The 20,461-nt window shown below is 73.5% G+C and carries 16 protein-coding genes; 13 read left to right on the forward strand and 3 right to left on the reverse strand.

Annotated elements, in window-relative coordinates; all coding sequences use genetic code 11:
• Nucleotides 1-41: 41 nt before the first annotated feature.
• Nucleotides 42-2,438: an immune inhibitor A domain-containing protein gene (locus ACFUC1_RS07450; RefSeq protein WP_379118206.1), complete on the reverse strand. Its 2,397-nt coding sequence runs from the start codon at nt 2,436-2,438 to the stop codon at nt 42-44.
• A 262-nt stretch (nt 2,439-2,700) separates the two neighbouring features.
• Between ACFUC1_RS07450 and ACFUC1_RS07455 the strand changes: the two genes are divergently transcribed.
• The 11 genes from ACFUC1_RS07455 (at nt 2,701) to ACFUC1_RS07505 (ending at nt 16,206) form a co-directional block, all read left to right on the forward strand.
• Nucleotides 2,701-4,251, forward strand: coding sequence for a phytoene desaturase family protein (locus tag ACFUC1_RS07455; RefSeq protein ID WP_379118208.1), 1,551 nt, complete (start codon nt 2,701-2,703; stop codon nt 4,249-4,251).
• 53 nt (nt 4,252-4,304) lie between these two features.
• Entirely contained in the window at nt 4,305-5,642 is a 1,338-nt protein-coding gene (glnA, locus tag ACFUC1_RS07460) for a type I glutamate--ammonia ligase (RefSeq protein ID WP_379118210.1), read from the forward strand.
• 47 nt (nt 5,643-5,689) lie between these two features.
• Entirely contained in the window at nt 5,690-8,719 is a 3,030-nt protein-coding gene (locus tag ACFUC1_RS07465; RefSeq protein WP_379118212.1) for a bifunctional [glutamine synthetase] adenylyltransferase/[glutamine synthetase]-adenylyl-L-tyrosine phosphorylase, read from the forward strand.
• Nucleotides 8,720-8,737: 18 nt separating this feature from the next.
• Nucleotides 8,738-10,141, forward strand: coding sequence for an MFS transporter (locus ACFUC1_RS07470; RefSeq protein ID WP_379118214.1), 1,404 nt, complete (start codon nt 8,738-8,740; stop codon nt 10,139-10,141).
• A gap of 44 nt (nt 10,142-10,185) precedes the next feature.
• On the forward strand, nt 10,186-11,517 hold the full coding sequence (gene hisD / locus ACFUC1_RS07475) for a histidinol dehydrogenase (RefSeq protein ID WP_379118216.1): 1,332 nt from the start codon (nt 10,186-10,188) through the stop codon (nt 11,515-11,517).
• A complete protein-coding gene (locus tag ACFUC1_RS07480) occupies nt 11,514-12,650 on the forward strand; it encodes a histidinol-phosphate transaminase (protein WP_379118218.1) in 1,137 nt (378 codons plus the stop codon). Before hisD ends, ACFUC1_RS07480 begins: the two co-directional genes overlap by 4 nt.
• Nucleotides 12,647-13,261 (forward strand): imidazoleglycerol-phosphate dehydratase HisB, encoded by a 615-nt coding sequence (gene hisB, locus ACFUC1_RS07485; RefSeq protein ID WP_379118220.1) that lies wholly within the window; start codon nt 12,647-12,649, stop codon nt 13,259-13,261. The genes ACFUC1_RS07480 and hisB overlap by 4 nt, the downstream gene beginning before the upstream one ends.
• Complete coding sequence (locus ACFUC1_RS07490; protein ID WP_379118222.1) at nt 13,258-13,881, forward strand: hypothetical protein; 624 nt, start codon at nt 13,258-13,260, stop codon at nt 13,879-13,881. The genes hisB and ACFUC1_RS07490 overlap by 4 nt, the downstream gene beginning before the upstream one ends.
• Nucleotides 13,881-14,519, forward strand: coding sequence for an imidazole glycerol phosphate synthase subunit HisH (gene hisH / locus ACFUC1_RS07495; protein ID WP_379118224.1), 639 nt, complete (start codon nt 13,881-13,883; stop codon nt 14,517-14,519). Before ACFUC1_RS07490 ends, hisH begins: the two co-directional genes overlap by 1 nt.
• 107 nt (nt 14,520-14,626) lie before the next feature.
• Nucleotides 14,627-15,364 (forward strand): bifunctional 1-(5-phosphoribosyl)-5-((5-phosphoribosylamino)methylideneamino)imidazole-4-carboxamide isomerase/phosphoribosylanthranilate isomerase PriA, encoded by a 738-nt coding sequence (gene priA, locus ACFUC1_RS07500; RefSeq protein WP_379118226.1) that lies wholly within the window; start codon nt 14,627-14,629, stop codon nt 15,362-15,364.
• A complete protein-coding gene (locus ACFUC1_RS07505; protein ID WP_379118228.1) occupies nt 15,361-16,206 on the forward strand; it encodes an SseB family protein in 846 nt (281 codons plus the stop codon). The genes priA and ACFUC1_RS07505 overlap by 4 nt, the downstream gene beginning before the upstream one ends.
• A 15-nt stretch (nt 16,207-16,221) precedes the next feature.
• Here the strand turns inward: ACFUC1_RS07505 and ACFUC1_RS07510 are convergent, their stop codons facing one another.
• Together ACFUC1_RS07510 and ACFUC1_RS07515 are read right to left on the reverse strand one after the other, a co-directional pair.
• A complete protein-coding gene (locus ACFUC1_RS07510; RefSeq protein WP_379118230.1) occupies nt 16,222-16,560 on the reverse strand; it encodes a DUF952 domain-containing protein in 339 nt (112 codons plus the stop codon).
• 76 nt (nt 16,561-16,636) lie between these two features.
• Nucleotides 16,637-18,226, reverse strand: coding sequence for a catalase (locus ACFUC1_RS07515; protein WP_379118233.1), 1,590 nt, complete (start codon nt 18,224-18,226; stop codon nt 16,637-16,639).
• A gap of 190 nt (nt 18,227-18,416) precedes the next feature.
• On the opposite strand from ACFUC1_RS07515, the gene ACFUC1_RS07520 reads away from it, so the two are divergent.
• Entirely contained in the window at nt 18,417-19,637 is a 1,221-nt protein-coding gene (locus tag ACFUC1_RS07520; protein ID WP_379118234.1) for an MFS transporter, read from the forward strand.
• A gap of 10 nt (nt 19,638-19,647) precedes the next feature.
• A complete protein-coding gene (locus ACFUC1_RS07525; protein WP_379118236.1) occupies nt 19,648-20,457 on the forward strand; it encodes a GNAT family N-acetyltransferase in 810 nt (269 codons plus the stop codon).
• The last annotated feature ends 4 nt before the right edge of the window (nt 20,458-20,461 follow it).

The raw sequence follows: 20,461 nt of genomic DNA on the forward strand, positions 1-20,461 counted from the left end.
GTGCGTGCCGGCGGGGCCCTCCCTCTGCTGGTCGGACTCGGTTACTTCGGCGCCACCGTGATGTTGAGGTGGCCGCCGCTGGCCTTGCCGTTGACGGTGACCGTGGTCCCCGTCCTCGGCACGTCGACGCCGTACCAGCCCGGCTCGTACCGGCCCGCGTGGGCACCGGTGCAGGCGTGCTCGTCGCAGTTGCTCCACCACGACTTCGTGTCGTCGAAGACGCTCACCGCCGGCTTGGAGGCGATGCTGCCGGCGACACCGTTGTTGTGCAGCGTGACCGGGTCGGTCGGCTCGACACCGAAGGTCGAGTCGTAGGACAGGATCCGGTTGCGCATCAGCGTGCCGTCCGGCCAGTGGCTGAGCTGCGGGTGGGCGTCGACCGGCAGGACGAGCCCGCCGCCCGGGTGGTCACCGACGTTGTTGTCGCTGAACGAGTCGTCCCAGTACGACACGAGCAGGCCGTCCTGGTAGGGGTAGGACTCGACCCAGTCGGGACGGGTGTTGAGGGACCCGAAGTTGTACGCCGTCCTCAGCGAGGCGTCGTACCCGTCGTACTGCCGGTTCTCCAGCACGTAGGCATTGAAGAAGAACTGGTCCTCCGACCCGGTGGTCGAGACGAACCCGTCCAGCGTCCACGCGGAGTCGGCGATCGTCGTGCCGCCCACCGCCACGGCGTCGACCTGGAAGCCGGACTCGACCGCGGCCGCATCCGTCTCGTAGTGGAACCGCATCCGGGTGGTACCTGCCGGCAGGGTGGCCGTCAGGTCGACCCAGCTGCCCGCCGTGGAGCCCGTGATGCCGGTGCCGGAGTCGTTGAAGCCGCTCTGGTTGTGGCCGGTGTGCGGGCCGGTGTCGGAGCGGTTCGTCGGGACCTTGGTCCACGTGGTGCCGTCGGGCGACGCCTCGAGGAAGGCGTAGTCCCAGTCCTGCTCGATGGCGTACCGGACCTTGGCCGTCACCGCGGTACCGGCGACGAGGGCGGTCATGTACGTGTTGAGGTCGTTGCCGGCCGTCGACCAGAAGAAGGTCGAGCCCTCCGCCGGTGCGCCCAGCTGGAGCGGGACGTTCTTGTCCGGCAGGACGACGAACACGGCCTGCGGCGACTTCGTGGCGGGGGTGTTCGGCCCGAGCTTGTGCGTGGACTTCTGGCCGGCCCTCGCCACCTCGTAGAAGGGTCCGGTGTCACCCTGCGGCGAGAGCCACCCGAGCTGGAACCTCTCCCAGACGCCCATGTCGGTCGGTGCGTCGCCGATGCCGTCGGGGCCGCCGTCGCCGATGTTCGCGCCGGACGACATCAGGGTCCAGAACGCCGTGTTGTTCTCCGCGCCGCCGGTGTTGCCGGACGTGTCGTAGAGGTCCGGCAGGCCGAGGTCGTGGCCGAACTCGTGGGCGAAGACTCCGAGGCCGCCGTTCTCCGGCTGGATCGTGTAGTCGCCGACCCACACGCCGGTGGGGTTGTTCGGCACCTGCGCGCTGGACACGAGCCCGGTGTTCGAGCCGATGTTCACGCCCGGCAGGCCGCCGGGGCCGCCACCCTGCAGGTTGGCGTAGGAACGGTGGCTCCAGATCGCGTCCGACCCCTGGTTCGGGTCACCGGCGGCCTGGTCGCCACCCGCGTGGACGATCTGGAAGTGGTCGATGAAGCCGTCGGGCTCGGCGAAGTTGCCGTCGCCGTCGACGTCGTACCGGTCCTGCTGGTCGAACGTGCGCAGGTACGCCTGCACCTGCGCCATCGTCATGCCGCTGTCCAGCTGGTTCCGCGTCCACACGGCCAGGGCGTCGCGGATCAGCGCCTTGCTCGTGTTGCAGACGATGTCACCGCAGTAGTCCCGGCCGTACAGCGCCTCGTTGAAGGGGACCCTCACCCACTCGGTGACCGCACCGTCGACGGAGTACCGCCCCGAGGACTGGGCCTCGTAGTACTTCCGCATCCGGTTGAAGTACATGTCCTGGTAGTGCGCCCGGTCGTAGTCCGGCTGCCACAGCGTCGAGTTGTCGACGGAGCGGTCGGGGGCCGGGATCTCGTTGCGCCGCGGGCCCGTGACGTCGGTGGCGCTCCCGTCCGGCGGAGGCCCCTGGAACCTGGGGTCTGGATACTGCTGGTCCCCGAACTCCGCGAGCACGACGAAGATCTTGTCGGTGCCCTCGTTCTCGAGCTTGACGTACTGGCCGTTGCCGACCTTGGCGACCTTGCCCTGCATGGCCTTGTCGCCCTCGAGGCGTCGCTGGAGGGCGGCTTCCTTCTGGGCCGCCTTCTTCTGCGCGATGGGCAGCGGGTGGGGCCGGTTGTCCGACCCGCCCTTGCCCGTCCCCGCGGCCGTGTCCGTCGGTGGGACGGCGCTGGCCGGGCCGGTGGTGAGGAACGCCCCCACCACCAGCGAGCTTGCGGCGAGCAGGCTGTAGACCCGCCGCCGTCGTGCGCGGACTGCTTGTGTCACGTGGACCGTCCTTGTGTCGCTGGAACTCCTCCTGGTGACTCGGTCGGCCCCGTCGATCAGGTGCGGCTGACCGGGACGGGGACAGTGAACGCCCCGCAGCCACCGCTTGTGATCACCCGACAACCGTTTCGTTATGCACTCGTGACCTGCGATGCCGTCGTCCCGCACGGCGGATGGCGCACGGGCACCGACCCATGACATCGGTCATGGGTCCCGGTGCGCCGCCCGTGCCGCCCTCGCGCCCGCCCGTAGGCTTCCGGCCGTGGACTACGACGACGTCGTCATCGGTGCCGGGCACAACGGGCTCACGGCCGCGGCATACCTCGCCCGGGCAGGGCGACGCGTCCTCGTCCTCGAGGCGGCCGACCACGTCGGCGGCGCGGCCGTCTCGGCGCAGGCCTTCGCCGGGGTCGACGCCCGCCTCTCGCGCTACTCCTACCTCGTCTCGCTCCTGCCCCGGCAGGTCGTGAGCGACCTCGACCTGGACCTGCGGCTCATCCGGCGCCGCTTCTCCTCCTTCACGCCCGTCCCCGCCGACCCGGCGCGCGGGCTGCTGGTCGACAACGGCGACGACGCGGCGACCGCCGCCGGGTTCGCGTCTCTCACCGGCGGGCAGCGCGAGCACGCCGCGTGGCAGGACTTCTACGGACGCGTGCAGGCCCTGGCGGAGAGGGTCTTCCCGACGGTCCTGGAGCCGTTGCGCACGGAGGCCGACCTCGCCGCCCTCGTGGGCGACGACGAGCTCTGGGAGGCCCTCGTGCGGCGGCCGCTCGGCGAGGTGCTCGAGGAGCGCTTCGGCGACGACACCGTGCGCGGGGTCGTCGCAACCGACGCCCTCATCGGGACCTTCGCCGACCTGCGCGGCGACGACCTGCGCCAGAACGTCTGCTTTTTCTACCACCTCATCGGTGGCGGTACCGGTGACTGGGACGTCCCCGTGGGCGGCATGGGTGCGGTCACCGAGGGGCTGGCCCGCGCGGCCACCGCTGCGGGCGCCGAGATCCGCACCGGGACCAGGGTGCTCGCCGTGGACCCGGACGGCACGGTCGAGTGGCCCGGCGGCTCCGCCCGCGCCTCGAGCGTCCACGCAGCCTGCGCGCCGACCGTCCTGAACCAGCTCCTCGCCGCGGCCGGCGCCGACCCGGTCGAGACCGAGGCGCAGCCCGAGGGGGCCCAGCTCAAGGTCAACATGCTGCTCTCGCGCCTGCCCCGGCTGCGCGACGAGGCCGTGGACCCGCGCGCCGCCTTCGCGGGGACGTTCCACGTCAACGAGGGCTACGCCCAGCTGCAGGAGGCGTATGCCGCGGCCGCCGACGGGCGCGTGCCGCAGGTCCCGCCGTGCGAGATCTACTGCCACAGCCTGTCGGACCGGTCGATCCTGGGGCCGGGGCTCGCGGAGTCGGACGCGCAGACCCTCACCCTCTTCGGGCTGCACCTGCCCGCGCGGCTGTTCCGCGGCACGCAGGAGGAGCACGACCGGGTCAAGGACCTCGCCCTGGCGCGCACCCTCGAGTCGCTGAACTCGGTGCTCGCCGAGCCGGTCCAGGACGTGCTGCTGCGCGACGGCGACGGCGGCTACTGCCTCGAGGCGCGCACCCCGGTCGAGCTCGAGGCCGACCTCGGCCTGCCCGGCGGCAACATCTTCCACCGGTCGCTGCAGTGGCCCTGGGCCGAGCGGCCCGAGGAGGTCGGCACGTGGGGTGTCGAGACCCGGCACGAGCGGGTGCGGCTCGCGGGCGCCGGCGCGCGCCGCGGGGGCGGCGTGAGCGGCATACCGGGGCACAACGCGGCACGGTCGGTGCTCGAGGGCTGAGCGGCCCGCGGCAGGTAACCCCGGCGAAACACGACTAGGGCAGGATTCGTCACATGGATCGTCAGCAGGAGTTCGTCCTCCGCACCATCGAGGAGCGCGACATCCGCTTCGTGCGGCTCTGGTTCACCGACGTGCTCGGCACGCTGAAGTCGGTGGCGGTCGCGCCGGCCGAGCTCGAGGGGGCGTTCTCCGAGGGGATCGGCTTCGACGGCTCCGCGATCGAGGGCTTCGCCCGCGTGTACGAGGCCGACATGCTCGCCAAGCCGGACCCCTCCACGTTCCAGGTGCTGCCGTGGCGCGGCGAGAACCCCGGCACCGCCCGCATGTTCTGCGACATCACCCTGCCCGACGGCTCGCCGAGCTTCGCCGACCCGCGGCACGTGCTGCAACGGGCGCTGGGCAAGGCGGCAGACCTCGGCTTCACCTTCTACACGCACCCGGAGATCGAGTTCTACCTGCTCAAGCAGGGCTTCGCGCCGGGCGAGGTCCCCGAGCCCGTCGACCAGGCCGGCTACTTCGACCACGTTCCCCACGGCACCGGCCACGACTTCCGCCGCGCCGCCATCACCATGCTCGAGTCGATGGGCATCTCGGTGGAGTTCAGCCACCACGAGGGGGGTCCGGGCCAGAACGAGATCGACCTGCGCTACGCCGACGCGCTCTCGACCGCCGACAACATCATGACCTTCCGCACGGTCATCAAGGAGGTCGCGCTCGAGCAGGGCATCTTCGCCTCCTTCATGCCCAAGCCGTTCGCCCAGCACCCGGGGTCGGGCATGCACACGCACATGTCCCTGTTCGACGGGGACAGCAACGCCTTCCACGAGCCGGGCGCGCCGTACCAGCTGTCCAAGGTGGGGCGGCAGTTCATCGCCGGCCTGCTGCGGCACGGTGCCGAGATCACCGCGGTGACCAACCAGTGGGTCAACTCCTACAAGCGGCTCTGGGGCGGCGGGGAGGCCCCGGCCCACCTGACGTGGGGGCACAACAACCGCTCGGCCATGGTCCGGGTGCCGATGTACAAGCCCACCAAGGGGCAGAGCAGCCGGGTCGAGGTGCGCACGCTCGACGCCGCGTGCAACCCCTACCTCGCGTTCGCGCTCATGCTCGCCGCAGGCCTCAAGGGCATCGAGGAGGACTACCCGCTGCCGCCCGAGACCGAGGACGACGTGTGGGGCCTGACGTCGGGGGAGCGGCAGGCGATGGGCATCGAGGCGCTGCCCACCTCCCTGCACGAGGCGATCCGCGTCATGGAGCGCAGCGACCTCGTCGCCGAGACGCTGGGGGAGCACGTCTTCGACTTCTTCCTGCGGAACAAGCGCGCGGAGTGGGACGACTACCGCGGCGAGATCACCCGGTTCGAGCTGGAGCGCTACCTCCCCGGCCTGTGAGTGGACGCACCCCGCTGACGGGGGGAGCGCTCACTTAGGGTGGGCGCGTGAGCACCGGTCGGCCGTCGTCGCAGGCCGGCACGCTGGCCAGGCTCGGGTTCGCCGACGCCCAGCGGGCCGGGCAGCTGCTCGCCGACCCCGCGCTCGCCGGCCTCGTCGACCCGCTCGACGACGTGTTCCGCGACGGCCTGCCCGACGCCCTCGGCGCGGTCGCCGACCCCGACCTCGCCCTGCTGTCGCTCGTGCGGCTCATGGAGTCCCTGCGCGCCAGCGAGCCGCGCCGCCGCGACGAGGAGGACGGTCCGGGTGCCGAGGTCCGCGGCCTGCTCGCGGCCATGCGCCACCCGGGGCCCGCCCGGGACCGGATGCTGGCCGTGCTCGGCGCCTCGACCGCGCTCGCCGACCACCTCGTCGCCCACCCCGAGCACTGGCGCAGCGTCGCGCACGCGGCCCCGGTCGAGGCCGCCGACCGGGTGCGGGACGTCGTGGCCGCCGTCCGCGACCACGGCGCGGACACGGCATACGACGCCCTTCGCGTCGCCTACCGGCGGCACCTGCTGGGCATCGCCGCGCTGGACCTCACCGCGCCGGACGCGGTCGAGGAGCTGCCCCGCACGGCGGCGGCGCTGGCCGACCTGGCCCAGGCCGCCCTCGAGGGCGCCCTCGCCATCGCGCGCGAGCAGGTGGGGGAGCAGGCCGACGCCTGCGACTTCGCCGTCATCGGCATGGGCAAGACGGGCGGCCGCGAGCTCAACTACGTCAGCGACGTCGACGTGATCTTCGTGGCCGAGCCGCGCGAGGGCGTCGAGGAGGCCGTGGCCATGGCCGCCGGCACCGCGCTGGCGACCCAGCTGATGCGGGCCTGCTCGACGTCCACCGGCCAGGGCACCCTCTGGCCGGTGGACGCGGCCCTGCGCCCGGAGGGCAAGAACGGGCCGCTGGTGCGGACGGTGGAGTCGCACCGCGCGTACTACGAGCGCTGGGCCAAGACGTGGGAGTTCCAGGCGCTGCTCAAGGCGCGCGTCGTCGCCGGCGACCACGAGCTGGGGGAGGCCTACCTCGCCGCGGTCCGGCCGATGGTGTGGCAGGCCGCCTCGCGCGAGAACTTCATCGAGGACGTCCAGGCGATGCGACGACGGGTGGAGCAGCACGTCCCCGCCGCCGAGGCCGACCGCCAGCTCAAGCTCGGGCCGGGCGGGCTGCGGGACGTCGAGTTCAGCGTGCAGCTGCTCCAGCTCGTCCACGGCCGCACGGACGAGACGCTGCGCTCCGGGACCACCCTCGAGGCGCTCGACGCCCTGGCTCGCGGCGGCTACGTGGGCCGGGACGACGCGGCGGTCCTCGACTCCAGCTACCGGCTGCTGCGCACCCTCGAGCACCGGATCCAGCTCTACCGCCTGCGCCGGACCCACCTCATGCCCACCGGTGAGGCCGACCTGCGCCGCCTGGGACGTGCCCTCGGCCACCGGTCCGACGCCGCCAAGGCTGTCGAGGACCAGTGGCAGCGGCAGGCGCGCGAGGTCCGGCGCATCCACGAGCGCCTCTTCTACCGGCCGCTGCTCGCCGCCGTGGCGCGGCTCAGCAGCAGCGACGCACGGCTGGGTCCCGAGGCGGCGCGCGACCGGCTCTCGGCGCTCGGCTTCCGCGACCCGGCCGGGGCGATCCGTCACCTCGAGGCCCTGACGTCGGGCGTGAGCCGCCGGGCCGCGATCCAGCGGACCCTGCTGCCGGTCATGCTCGGGTGGTTCGCCGACGAGGCCGACCCCGACGGCGGGCTGCTCGCGTTCCGGAAGGTGAGCGAGGAGCTGGGCTCCACCCACTGGTACCTGCGCCTCCTGCGCGACGAGGGCTCGTCCGCCGAGCGGCTCGCGCACATCCTCGCGCGCAGCCGGTATGCCGCGGACCTCCTCGTGGGGGCGCCCGAGGCGGTGGCGATGCTCGGCGAGGCGGGCGGGCTGCGGCCCCTGCCGCGCGAGGACCTCGTCCGCCGGATGACCGCCGCGGCCGGTCGCCAGGACGACCCGGACAAGGCGGTCCGCACCGCGCGCGGCCTGCGGCGGCAGGAGCTGTTCCGGGTCGCGGCCGCGGACCTGCGCGGCGAGCTCGACCTGCAGGAGGTGGGGCTGGCGCTGACCGACCTCACGGCGGCGCTCGTCGAGGCTGCCCTCGCCGTGGCCCGGCGCGTCGTCGAGGAGCGGCACGGCGACCTCGTGACCCGGATCCTCGTCGTCGGCATGGGGCGCCTGGGTGGCCGGGAGGTGGCGTACGGCTCGGACGCCGACGTGCTCTTCGTCCACGAACCCCTCCCGGGCGCCGACGAGGGCGTGGCCCAGGACCAGGCCCTCGAGGTCGTGCAGGAGCTGCGCCGGCTGCTCGGCTCGGCCGGCCCGGACCCCCAGCTCGGGCTCGACGCCGACCTGCGGCCCGAGGGCAAGAACGGCCCGCTCGTGCGCAGCCTCGCCAGCTACCGCGCCTACTACGAGCGCTGGTCGCTGACGTGGGAGTCCCAGGCACTGCTGCGGGCCGACCCGATCGCCGGCGACACCGAGCTGGGGGAGGCGTTCGTCCGGCTCGTCGACCCGCTGCGCTGGCCCAGCGAGGGGCTCAGCGAGTCCCAGGTCCGCGAGATCCGCACCCTCAAGGCCCGGATGGAGGCCGAGCGGCTGCCGAGGGGCGCGGACCCCAAGGCCCACTTCAAGCTCGGCCGGGGCGGCCTCAGCGACGTCGAGTGGACCGTCCAGCTGCTGCAGATGAAGCACGCCCACGAGCTGCCCGGCCTTCGCACCACCAGCACGCTGCCCGCGCTCGCGGCGGTGGAGGAGGCCGGCCTGCTCCCGGCGGACCACGTGGCGGCGCTGCGCGAGGCCTGGACGCTCGCCTCGCGGCTTCGCAACGCGGCCGTGCTCTACCGCGGCAAGCCGGTCGACAGCGTGCCCTCCGACCTTCGGGTCGCCGACGGTGTGGGCCGGATCCTGGGCCTCGAACCCGGGTCCGGCGCCGAGCTCGCCCAGACGTACCGCAGGGTGGCGCGGCACGCCCGGACGGTCACCGAGCTCGACTTTTACGGGACCCGGTAGCGAGGTACGGTCGAGCGCATGGTCAGGGGCAGGGATGGCGCTGTCGTGGTGCCCTCGTACGCCGAGGTGCTCCGGGCTCCGTCGTTCCTGCCGATCTTCGTCGCCTCCACCCTGTCCACCTGGGGCGACTACATCGCGCGCATCACGATCGCGGCCGTCGTCTTCGGCTGGACCGGCTCGGCGCTGGCGACGGCGGCCACGTTCGCCGTCTCCCTCGTCCCCACCATCCTCGGGCGGGGGCTCCTCGGGCCGTTCTGCGACCGCTTCCCCCCGAGGCTGACCCTGATCGGCGCCCACCTCCTGCGGGCCGTCATCGTCGGCCTGCTCATCCTCACGGTCACCACGACCCGCTCGGTGGCCCTCGTGCTCGTGCTGGTGTTCGCGCTCGAGTTCGTCGGCGGTCCGGCCGCGACCGCGGGACAGATGCTCCTGACCGACGTCTTCCCCGACCGCCGCCTGTACGCCCGCGCCTTCGGCCTCAACACCCTGGCCACCCAGATCAACCAGGCGATCGGCCTCGCCGTCGGCGGCGCCGTCGTGGGCGTGCTCGGCGACACCAAGGCACTGCTGCTGGACCTGGCGACCTTCGTCGTCGGGGCCGCCGTCCTGGCCAGCATCCGGCCCCGGACCTCGGGGGTGGCGCGGGACGACACCTCGTTCGTCCGGGACCTCGTCGCCGGCTGGCGGCAGATCCGGGGCAACCGCGTCCTGACCCGGCTGCTGGCCCTCTCGCTCGTCAGCGGGCTCGGCATCGCCGCGCCCGAGGCGGTCGCCCTGCCCTACGCCAGCAGCCACACCGGCTCCTCGGCCTGGGGCGGACTGCTCATGGCCGCGCCGATCGTCGGGGCCGTGGCCGGGCTGCTGCTCATCGGCCGGTTGCCCGCGGAGCGCCAGTCGAGCCTCATCATGCGGCTCGCCCTGCTGATGCCGCTGCCGCTGCTCGTCACGGTCTTCGAGCCGCACCTCGGCGTGGTCTGGGTGGCGTGGTTCGTGTGCGGCGCCCTCCAGAGCTACATGCTGCCGCTGCAGGCGGCGTTCACGCTGCTCGTCCCCACCGCGATGCGTGGGCGCGTCTTCGGCCTCGCGGGTGCGCTGTCGGTCGGCGTCACGGGTCTGTGCTTCCTGGCCGCCGGGTGGGTGTCGGAGAAGACCTCACCCGCCGCGTCGGTCGGGGTCTGCGCCGTGGTGACGTTCGGCGCGCTGGTGCTGCTCGCCGCGCGCTGGCCGCGCGACGAGGTCGCCGGCCGCATCCACGACACCTTCGCCGGACCGGACGACCACGAGGCGGCGCACGAGGTGGTCGACACGACGACGCCGCCCACGAGCGCGCCCCCCGCCCGCATCGTCCTGGGCGACGCCGAGGAGGGGCCGGCAGCGAGCGCCGCGTCCGAGCGGCGCACCGGCACGGTTCCCGGGGGCTGAGACCGCCGCAGGGGCCCGTCGGCGGGCTCCGTAGAATCGTGACCATGATGGCCACGATCGACCTGCGCGGACGCGCGCTGGGAGCCCGCGAGCTGCGGGACCTCCTGCCGCGGGCGGACTTCGACGTGGCGGCCGCCGTCGAGACGGTGCGGCCGCTGTGCGAGGACGTGCGCCATCGCGGTGCCGAGGCCCTCTACGACCTCGGCCAGCGGTTCGACGGTGTCCGTCCGCCGCGCCTGCGCGTCCCCGCGGAGGTGCTGGCGGCTGCGCTCGAGCAGCTCGACCCGCAGGTCCGCGAGGCCCTGGACGAGGCGGTCCGCCGCACCCGCAAGGTGCACGAGCGCCAGCGCCCGACCGGGACGACGGTCGACGTCGTCGCCGGCGGCCGCGTCGAGAACCGCTGGCTGCCGGTCGACCGGGTCGGCCTGTACGTGCCGGGTGGCCGTGCGGTGTACCCGTCCAGCGTCGTCATGAACGTCGTCCCGGCGCAGGTCGCCGGTGTCGGCTCGCTGGCGGTGGCCAGCCCGCCGCAGCGGGAGAACACCGGCGTCTTCGAGGGCTACCCGCACCCGACCGTGCTCGCCGCGTGCGCGCTGCTCGGTGTCGACGAGGTGTATGCCGTGGGCGGCGCCCAGGCGGTGGCCGCCTTCGCGTTCGGCTTCACCGACGGCGAGGACTCCTGCGAGCCGGTCAGCCTCGTCACCGGACCGGGCAACATCTACGTCGCGGCGGCCAAGCGGTACCTCAAGGGCGTCATCGGCATCGACTCCGAGGCCGGTCCCACCGAGATCGCCGTCCTCGCCGACGACACCGCCGACCCCGTGCACGTCGCGTCCGACCTCGTGTCGCAGGCCGAGCACGACCCGCAGGCGGCGTCCGTCCTCGTGACCCCGAGCGCCGAGCTCGCCGAGGCCGTCACGGCCGAGGTCGAGCGCCGCGCGGCTGAAACCAAGCACTCAGGCCGCGTCACGGAGGCGCTGTCCGGCCAGCAGTCGGGCGTCGTCCTCGTCGACGACCTCGACGCCGGCCTCGCGGTCGTCAACGCCTACGGCGCCGAGCACCTCGAGCTCCAGGTCGCCGACGCCGAGGCGGCCAGCCGCATGATCCGCAACGCGGGCGCCGTCTTCGTGGGTCCCTTCTCGCCGGTGAGCCTCGGCGACTACCTCGCGGGGTCCAACCACGTGCTGCCGACGGGGGGCTGCGCCTGCCACAGCAGCGGCCTGTCGGTGACCTCGTTCCTCCGCTCGGTCCAGGTGATCTCCTACGACGAGGAGGCCCTGCGCGAGGTGGCGGACCGGGTCGTGGTGCTGGCCCAGGCCGAGGACCTGCCCGCGCACGGCGAGGCGGTCTCGGCCCGGTTCGGCGAGCGCTCGTGACCGGGCTGCAGGAGCTGCTGCGCGAGGACCTGCGCGGCAGCACGCCCTACGGCGCGCCGCAGCTCGAGGTCCCGGTCCGGCTCAACACCAACGAGAGCTCCTACCCGGTGCCGCCGGAGGTGGTCACCGAGATCACCTCCGCGGTCGCCGCGGTGGCGCCGGACCTCAACCGGTACCCGGATCGCGAGTTCACGGCGCTGCGGACCGAGCTCGCGGCATACCTCACGCGCACGACCGGCACCGCCGTGGACCCGGCGCAGGTGTGGGCCGGCAACGGCTCGAACGAGGTGCTCCAGCACGTCGTCCTGGCGTTCGGCGGCCCGGGGCGCACGGCGCTCGGCTTCACCCCTGCGTACTCCATGCACCCGATCATCAGCCGGTCCGTCGGCACGACGTGGGTCGACGGCCTGCGCGGGCAGGGGAGCAGCCAGGCGTTCGACCTCACCCCCGAGTCGGCGGTCGAGCAGGTGCGCGCGCACGACCCGCACCTCGTCTTCCTCTGCTCGCCCAACAACCCGACCGGCACGGCCCTCGGGCTCGACGTGGTCGAGCGCGTGTACGACGCCGCGCAGCGTGCGGTGGTCGTCGTCGACGAGGCGTATGCCGAGTTCGCCCGGCAGGGGACGCCAAGCGCCCTCGGGCTGCTCGACGGCCGGCCGCGGCTCGTCGTCACGCGCACCATGAGCAAGGCCTTCGCGTTCGCCGGTGGCCGGCTCGGCTACCTCGCCGCCGACCCGGCGTTCGTCGACGCGCTGCGCCTCGTACGGCTGCCGTACCACCTGTCCTCGCCGACCCAGGCGGTCGCGCTGGCCGCCCTGCACCACGCCGACACCATGCTGGCGACCGTCGAGGCCATCAAGCACGAGCGCGACCGGATGGTCCAGGGGCTGGCCGCGTTGGGGCTCGAGCCGGTGCCGAGTGACGCGAACTTCGTGCTGTTCGGCGGCCTCGCCGACTCCCGGGCGACCTGGCAGGCGCTGCTCGACCGGGGTGTGCTGGTCCGGGACGTGGGCATCCCGCACTATCTTCGTGTCACGGCCGGGACCCCGGCCGAGACCGACGCGTTCCTCGCCGCCATGGCGCAGGTCGTCGGTCAGGACGGTTTCGGGACGGACGACGGGAGCACGCGGTGACCGCAGGGGACCGCACGGCGACACTGAGCAGGACGACCTCGGAGTCCAGCGTCGAGCTCGAGCTGAACCTCGACGGCACGGGGCAGGCGGACGTCGACACCGGCGTCCGCTTCTACGACCACATGCTGGCCTCGCTGGCCAAGCACGCCCTCCTCGACCTGCGGGTCAAGGCCACCGGTGACGTCGACGTCGACGTGCACCACACCGTGGAGGACGTCGCGATCGTCCTGGGCGACGCGCTGCGCCAGGCGCTCGGCGACAAGAGCGGGATCGCGCGCTTCGGCGACGCCACCGTGCCGCTCGACGAGGCGCTGTGCCAGGCGGTCGTCGACGTGGCCGGTCGCCCCTACGTGGTCCACACCGGTGAGCCCGAGGGACAGCAGTACGCCCTCATCGGCGGCCACTTCACCGGCTCGATGACCCGTCACGTCTGGGAGTCCTTCGCCGGACGGGCCGGGATCGCCCTGCACGTGCGGGTGCTCGCCGGTCGCGACCCCCACCACATCGTCGAGGCGCAGTTCAAGGCCGTGGCTCGGGCGCTGCGGGCCGCCGTGGCCCGCGACCCGCGGGTGGTCGGCGTCCCCAGCGCGAAGGGCAGCCTCTCCACGTGAACGAGCGGTGGCAGCCGGCGCGGGAGATGCGCGGGCTGCTCCTGGTGCGGGCCGAGCCGCCCGCCGTGACGAAGTGGGTGCGCGGGGGCCTCGTGGCCTGCCAGCTCGTCCCGCTCGCGTCGTGGACCGCCGTCCTCCCGGTCGAGCCCGCATCCAGGGCCCAGGCGCCGTACGACGGTGCCACCTCCGTCCTCGTGGGGCGTCCGCTGCCGAGGCGGCTGCGTCCAGCCCTGGGCTTCGTGGTCGCCGACCACCGCGCTGCGGTCGTCGTCCGCTCGCGGGGGCTGCGCGACTCCCCGCGCTGGCTCCTCTGGGAGCCCGGCCGGGGCCCGGTGCGGACCCGCGAGCTCCTGCAGGCGGGGCCGCGGGAGCTCGCGGCAGCAGCCGGTCACCCGGCCGCAGCCCGTCAGGTAGCCGACGTCGTGCGCGACGGCTCGGGGGACGCCCAGCGGCTCATCACCGACCTGTTGACGGTGCTGGGCCTGCCGGGTGCCGACCTCATCGGGCCGCAGGTCGGCCTGCGCGGGCAGGTCGTCGCACCCACGGCCCAGGCCGTGGCGCGCTTCGACCGCCGGATGGCCGAGATCGCCCGCCACCACAGGGAACTGGAGGACCGCTGATGACACGGGTGGTCGTGTTCGACTACGGGAGCGGCAACGTCCGCTCCGCCGTCCGCGCGCTCGAGCACGTCGGCGCGCAGGTGGAGCTGACGGGCGACCGTGCGCTCGCGCAGGAGGCCGACGGCCTGCTCGTGCCCGGCGTGGGCAACTTCCACGCGTGCATGGCGGGGCTGCGCGCTGCCGACGGTCCCCGGGTCATCGAGAGCCGGCTCGCCGGCGGCCGCCCGGTCCTCGGGGTGTGCGTGGGCATGCAGGTCCTCTTCGAGGGGTCCGACGAGCCGGGCGGCTCGGTCGCGGACGGCATGGGCGAGTGGCCCGGGCGGGTCGAGCGGCTCAAGGCCGACGTCGTGCCGCACATGGGCTGGTCGACGGTCGAGCCAGGCGCCGGGTCGCGGCTGTTCGCCGGCGTCGAGGGTGAGCGGTTCTACTTCGTGCACTCCTACGCCGTGCAGGACTGGGTGCTTCCCGACCCGCACGGGCCCATGTCCGTGATGACGCCGACGGTGACGTGGGCCGAGCACGGCGGTCGCTTCGTCGCCGCGGTCGAGAACGGGCCCCTGTCCGCGACCCAGTTCCACCCCGAGAAGTCCGGTGACGCCGGCCTGGCGCTGCTGGAGAACTGGGTGCGCTCGTTGTGACGCCCCATCACGACCACGACCCCTGCACCTGCCCCGGACGCCCGCACCGACCCTGACGACCCACCCGTCCCGACCCCGACGCCGTACCCCGAGGAGAGAGCTTCCCCATGACCCAGACCCCCCGTCTCGAGCTGCTGCCCGCCGTCGACGTGCAGGGCGGCCGCGCCGTCCAGCTCGTGCAGGGCGTGGCCGGCAGCGGTGGCGAGTTCGGCGATCCGTGGGAGGCAGCGCTGGCGTGGCAGGAGCAGGGAGCCGAGTGGCTGCACCTCGTCGACCTCGACGCCGCGTTCGGCCGGGGATCGAACCGCGAGCTGCTCGCCGACATCGTCGGCCGGCTCGACATCAAGGTGGAGATGAGCGGCGGCATCCGCGACGCCGCGTCGCTCGAGGCGGCCCTCGCGAGCGGCTGCCGGCGGGTCAACCTCGGCACCGCGGCACTGGAGGACCCGGAGTGGACGGCTGCCGCGATCGCCGAGCACGGTGACCGGGTCGCGGTGGGTCTCGACGTCCGGGGCACGACGCTCGCGGCGCGGGGCTGGACCAAGGACGGCGGCGACCTGTGGGAGACGCTGGCCCGGCTCGACGCCGAGGGCTGCGCGCGCTACGTCGTCACCGACGTCAACAAGGACGGGATGCTCAAGGGTCCGAACCTCGAGCTGCTCCGCGAGGTCTGTGCCCGCACCGAGCGCCCGGTCGTCGCCTCCGGTGGCGTCTCCACGCTCGAGGACATCGCCGCGATCCGCGAGCTCGTGCCGCTCGGCATCGAGGGCGCGATCGTCGGGTCCGCCCTCTACCGGGGCGCGTTCACCCTGCCCGACGCCCTCGACGTGGCGGGCCGCCCGTGACCGGCCCGGCGAACCCGACCGGCGGTCCGGCGGATTCCGCAGGCGGCCACGCCGACCCGACAGGCGGGCACACCGAACACGCCGACCCGACAGGCGGGCACACCGAACACGCCGACCCGACAGGGGGCCACGCCGACTCCGCCGGCATCCCGTTCGGCGGCCGCGAGCTGACCGGCACGGGCTTCGACGGCGACACCGGTGCCGCAGACGCGGCCCTGGAGCAGGCCCTCCGTGACACGGGCGACGAGACCGCCCTGGTGTCCGCCGTCGCTTCGGCTCGGCTGCTCGTGCCGGTGGTGGCCGAGCCCGCCGAGGTCGACGAGACCGGCGCCCTGGCCGTCGAGAAGCAGACCGACATGGCCGCAGTCACGCTCGTGGCACCGGACGGCACCCGTGCCCTGCCGGTGTTCACGTCGATGGCCTCCCTCGCGTCGTGGGACCCCGCCGCGCGCCCTGTCCCGGTCACGGCGGCCCGGGCGGCCCAGGCTGCCGTGTCCGAGCGCTGCGACGTCATGGTCGTCGACGTGGCCGGCCCCACCACCGTGGCGCTGCGCCCGTCGATGGTGTGGGCGCTGGCGCAGCAGCGCGACTGGGTGCCCGCGCACGCGGACGACGTCGTCGCACGCGCGGTCGCGGCGGCTGTCCGGGAGCAGCCCGACGTCCTGGGCCACGAGCTGTCGGCGGGGGAAGCCGGTCAGGGCGTCCTGCGCGTCACCCTCGAGCTCACCCCGGGCCTGACGGCCGAGCGGGTTCAGGCGGTGGCGACGGCCGTGGGGGAGTGCCTGGCCACCGACGGCGAGGTCCGCGCCCGGATCGACGGGCTCGCGTTCTCGATCCGCTGACGCCCTGCCGGGGCGTTAGTCCCGCGCGGCGTGGGGCGGCAGCAGCTCGGTGACGCCGACGACGGCCGACACCGGCAACGGCCGATACAGGTGCGGGAACGTCTCACCGGTCTGCGGGTTGCCGACCTCCACCACTGGCGGCTCCGGCAGCAGCGACTCGTCGACCTCGAGCAGCAGCAGCGGGGTCGCGACGTCGGCGTAGAACGACCGCCGCACCAGCGGCCACTGCGCCGCCGAGGAGCAGTGGATGAACCCCTCGTCCTCGAGGGTCCGGCCCCGGGTCGACTGCGTGTAGCTGCCCGTCTCCCGGGCCCGCTCCCAGTGCTCCGGCTCGGCGAGGTGGTAGATCGTCACGGGGCCGAGCGTATGCCGCGTGCCCTGGCGCCGTGGCACGCGGCACACGTCGGGGCACGCGGCACACCGGATGCGGCTAGATGCCCGCCTGCGTGCGGGTCTCGACCACGGGCTCGTGCAGGTCCTTGGCGTCGTCCGCCTCCCCGCCGGGGTTGGTGCCCCCGGCGCCCGCGCGCACGGCCTCCTCGATCTGCTTGCCGGTGTCGGCGTCGACGTTCTTCCAGTACTCGAAGGCCCGCTCGAGCACGGGGCTGCGCACCCCGCCGAGGAGGTGCCCGGCGACCGTCTTGACGAACTGCTCGCGCTGGGCGTCGTCCCACACCTCGCGCACCAGTGTGCCGGCCTGGCCGAAGTCGTCGTCGTCCTCGCGCAGGGTGTACGCCTGGCGCACCATCGCCCCGTCCGACTCCCAGCTCTCCTCCGCCTCACCGACCTGGTCGGCGTAGCCGCGGCCCTCGCTGTTGGGCGCGTAGACCGGCTGGTCGCCGTGGTGGTCGTAGGCCATCGGCCCGTCCTGGACGTAGGTGTTGAGCTCGGCCACCGCCTTGGGCCGGTTCACCGGGAGCTGGTGGTAGTTCGGGCCGATGCGGTACCGGTGCGTGTCGGCATACGCGAACGCCCGCCCCAGCAGCATCTTGTCCGGCGAGAAGCCGATGCCCGGCACCAGCGCCGACGGCTCGAAGGCCGCCTGCTCGACCTCGGCGAAGAAGTTCTCGGGGTTGCGGTCGAGGGTCATCGTGCCGACCTTGATGAGCGGGTAGTCCGAGTGCGGCCAGACCTTGGTGAGGTCGAACGGGTTGAGGTGGTAGGTCCTGGCGTCCTCGTAGGGCATCACCTGGACCGACAGCGTCCAGCTCGGGTACTCGCCGCGCTCGATCGCCTCGTAGAGGTCGCGGCGGTGGAAGTCGGCGTCCTGCCCGGCGATCACCGCGGCCTCGTCGCCGGTCAGGCCCTGCACGCCCTGGTCGCTGCGGAAGTGGTACTTGACCCACGACTTCTCGCCGGCCGCGTTGACCCACATGTAGGTGTGGGAGCCGTAGCCGTTCATGTGCCGGAACGAGCGCGGGATGCCGCGGTCGCCCATGAGGTAGGTGACCTCGTGGGCCGACTCGGGGTTGAGGCTCCAGAAGTCCCACTGCATGTGGTTGTCGCGCAGGCCCGACCCGCCGCGGCGCTTCTGGCTGCGGATGAAGTGCGGGAACTTCATCGTGTCGCGGATGAAGAAGACCGGGGTGTTGTTGCCGACCAGGTCGTAGTTGCCCTCGGGCGTGTAGAACTTCAGCGCGAAGCCGCGCGGGTCGCGCCAGGTGTCGGGCGAGCCCTGCTCACCCGCGACGGTGGAGAACCGGGCCAGCATCTCGACGGTGCTGCCCTTCTGGAACAGCGCCGCCTTGGTGTGTGCCGAGACGTCCTCGGTGCACTCGAACGTCCCGAAGGCGCCTGACCCCTTGGCGTGCACGTTGCGCTCGGGGATGCGCTCGCGGTTGAAGTGGGCCATCTGGTTGAGGAAGTGCACGTCGTGCAGCACGATCGGGCCGTCGGGTCCGATCGTCAGGCTGTTGCGGTCGCTGGGCGCCGGGGCGCCGGTGTCGGTGGTCGAGCCGAGCCCGGCCTCCTCGCTGGGGGCGGTCGGGATGGACTCCCGGCTGGTCTGCTGGTCCGTCATCGCTGCTCCTTCGTGGTCGTGGGTGCGTCTCTCGTCCGGTCGTGGGCGCGAGCAGCCCTCCCACCCTCTCCCCGCGGGGGCCGGGGCGCATCCGCACGAACCGGGCGATACCGGTCGGGGCCGCCGACGTCCGTTCCGGCGCGCCGATATCGGGTCGACCAGCGTCGGTGGCCGCTGCGACAGTGGGGTGGTGCTCACCCGCTACCGCCGCGTCCTCGTCGTCCCCGCCCTGCGCCGGGCGCTGGTCCTCGGGTTCCTGGTGCGGATGCCGATCTTCGCCGGGGGCGTCGTCATCACGCTGCACGTCGTGGGCCACCTGCACCGGTCCTACGGCGCCGCGGGGCTGGTGTCGGCGGCGGCCACCGTGGCGATCGCGATCAGCGGTCCGTGGCGGGGGCGCCTGCTCGACCGGCACGGGCTGCGGCGCGTGGTCGTCCCGTCGATCGTCGTCGCCGCGCTGTGCTGGTCGGTCGCGCCGTTCGTCGGCTACTGGCCCCTCATGGCGCTCGCGGCGCTGGCCGGCCTGTTCGTGATCCCGTCGTTCGCGATCATCCGCCAGGCCATCATCGCCGCCGTGCCCCAGGACGACCGGCGCACGGCGATCTCGCTCGACTCCGTCGCCGTGGAGCTGTCCTTCATGATCGGCCCCGCGGCCGGGGTCTGGGCCGCCACCACGTGGTCCACCGACTGGGTCCTGTTCGCCATCGAGATGCTCGGCGTGGCCGCGGGCGTCCTGCTCTGGTTCGCCGACCCCGTGCTGCGCGAGGCGCCCGACGAGGACGACACCGATGGGGAGGTGGCCACCCCCGTGACCCGGGGGCAGTGGTTCCGGCCCGCCTTCGTCGTCGTGTGCGTCGGCGCGGCTGCCACGACGTTCGTCCTCGGCGGCACCGACATCGGGATCGTCGCCGCCCTGCGCGACTTCGACGCCCAGTCCTCGATCGGCTGGGTGCTGGCGCTGTGGGGCTTCGGCTCCCTGCTCGGCGGCCTCGTCTACGGCGGGCTGCACCGGTCGGTGTCCGCCTTCTGGCTGCTGGGCGCCCTCGCGCTCGTCACCGCCCCCATGGCCTTCGGCGGGGGCCCGGTGTCGCTGGGGGTGCTCGGCTTCGTCGCCGGCCTCTTCTGCGCGCCGACGATCACCGCCACCGTCGACCAGGTCAGCCGCGTCGTGCCGTCGGCCGCGCGGGGCGAGGCGATGGGGTGGCACGGCTCGTTCATGACCGCCGGCATGGCCGTCGGCGCTCCGGTGGCGGGGTTCGCGATCGACCACCGCGGGTGGTCCAGCGGCTTCGTAGCCGTGGCGGTGGTCGGGGCACTGGTCGCGGTCGTCGGCGGCATCGGCACCTCGGCGCGGGCGCGGGAGCGCCGGGCCAGGGCGGTCGTCCCGCACGAGGTCCCGGCCGGGCGATAGCCTCCCGCCCGTGCCGACCCGCCCCGATCCCGCCGACCCTGGTCCCGACGGGCGTGCCGCGGCGACCACGCGCGACCCTGGCACCGGCCCACGCCACACCAACGAGTTCGGCCAGCCCGTCGGGCGGCCTGTGCCCGGCTGGGTCCCACGGCCGCCGGTGGCGCCCGTGACGCTCGTCGGCCGCACCTGCCGCCTCGAGCCGGCTGCCGCGCACGCCGAGGGCCTGCACCGGGCCCTGGACGTGGAGAGCCACCCCTCGACCTGGGCGTACTACCCCCAGGGGCCCCTCGAGGACGCGTCGGCCATGGCGGCGTGGGTGTCCTCGCTGGACGCCTCGCCGACCTCGGTCCCGCTCGCGGTGCTCGACCCGGACGGGACCGCCCTGGGCATCGCGAGCTACCTGCGGATCGACCCGCCGAACGGCTCGGTCGAGGTCGGCGGCATCGTCCTGTCCGACGCGCTGCAGCGCACCACCGCCGCCACCGAGGCCATGTACCTCATGATGAGGCACGCCTTCGACGACCTCGGGTACCGCCGGTACGAGTGGAAGTGCGACTCGGCCAACGGGCCCTCGCGTCGCGCCGCCGGCCGGCTCGGCTTCTCCTACGAGGGCACGTTCCGCAACGCCGTCGTCTACCGCGGCCGCAACCGCGACACCGACTGGTACTCGATCACCGTCGAGGAGTGGCCGGCGATCCGGGCCGAGCTCGAGCGCTGGCTCGAGGCCGGCAACTTCGAGGCCGAGGGCAGGCAGCGCACGCGGCTCGACACGGCAGCGGCGCTCGGCCACGACCCGGTGCGGGCGCCGCAGGACCGCTGAGCCC

This window comes from Pedococcus sp. NPDC057267, assembly GCF_042668795.1.
Lineage (GTDB): Bacteria > Actinomycetota > Actinomycetes > Actinomycetales > Dermatophilaceae > Pedococcus.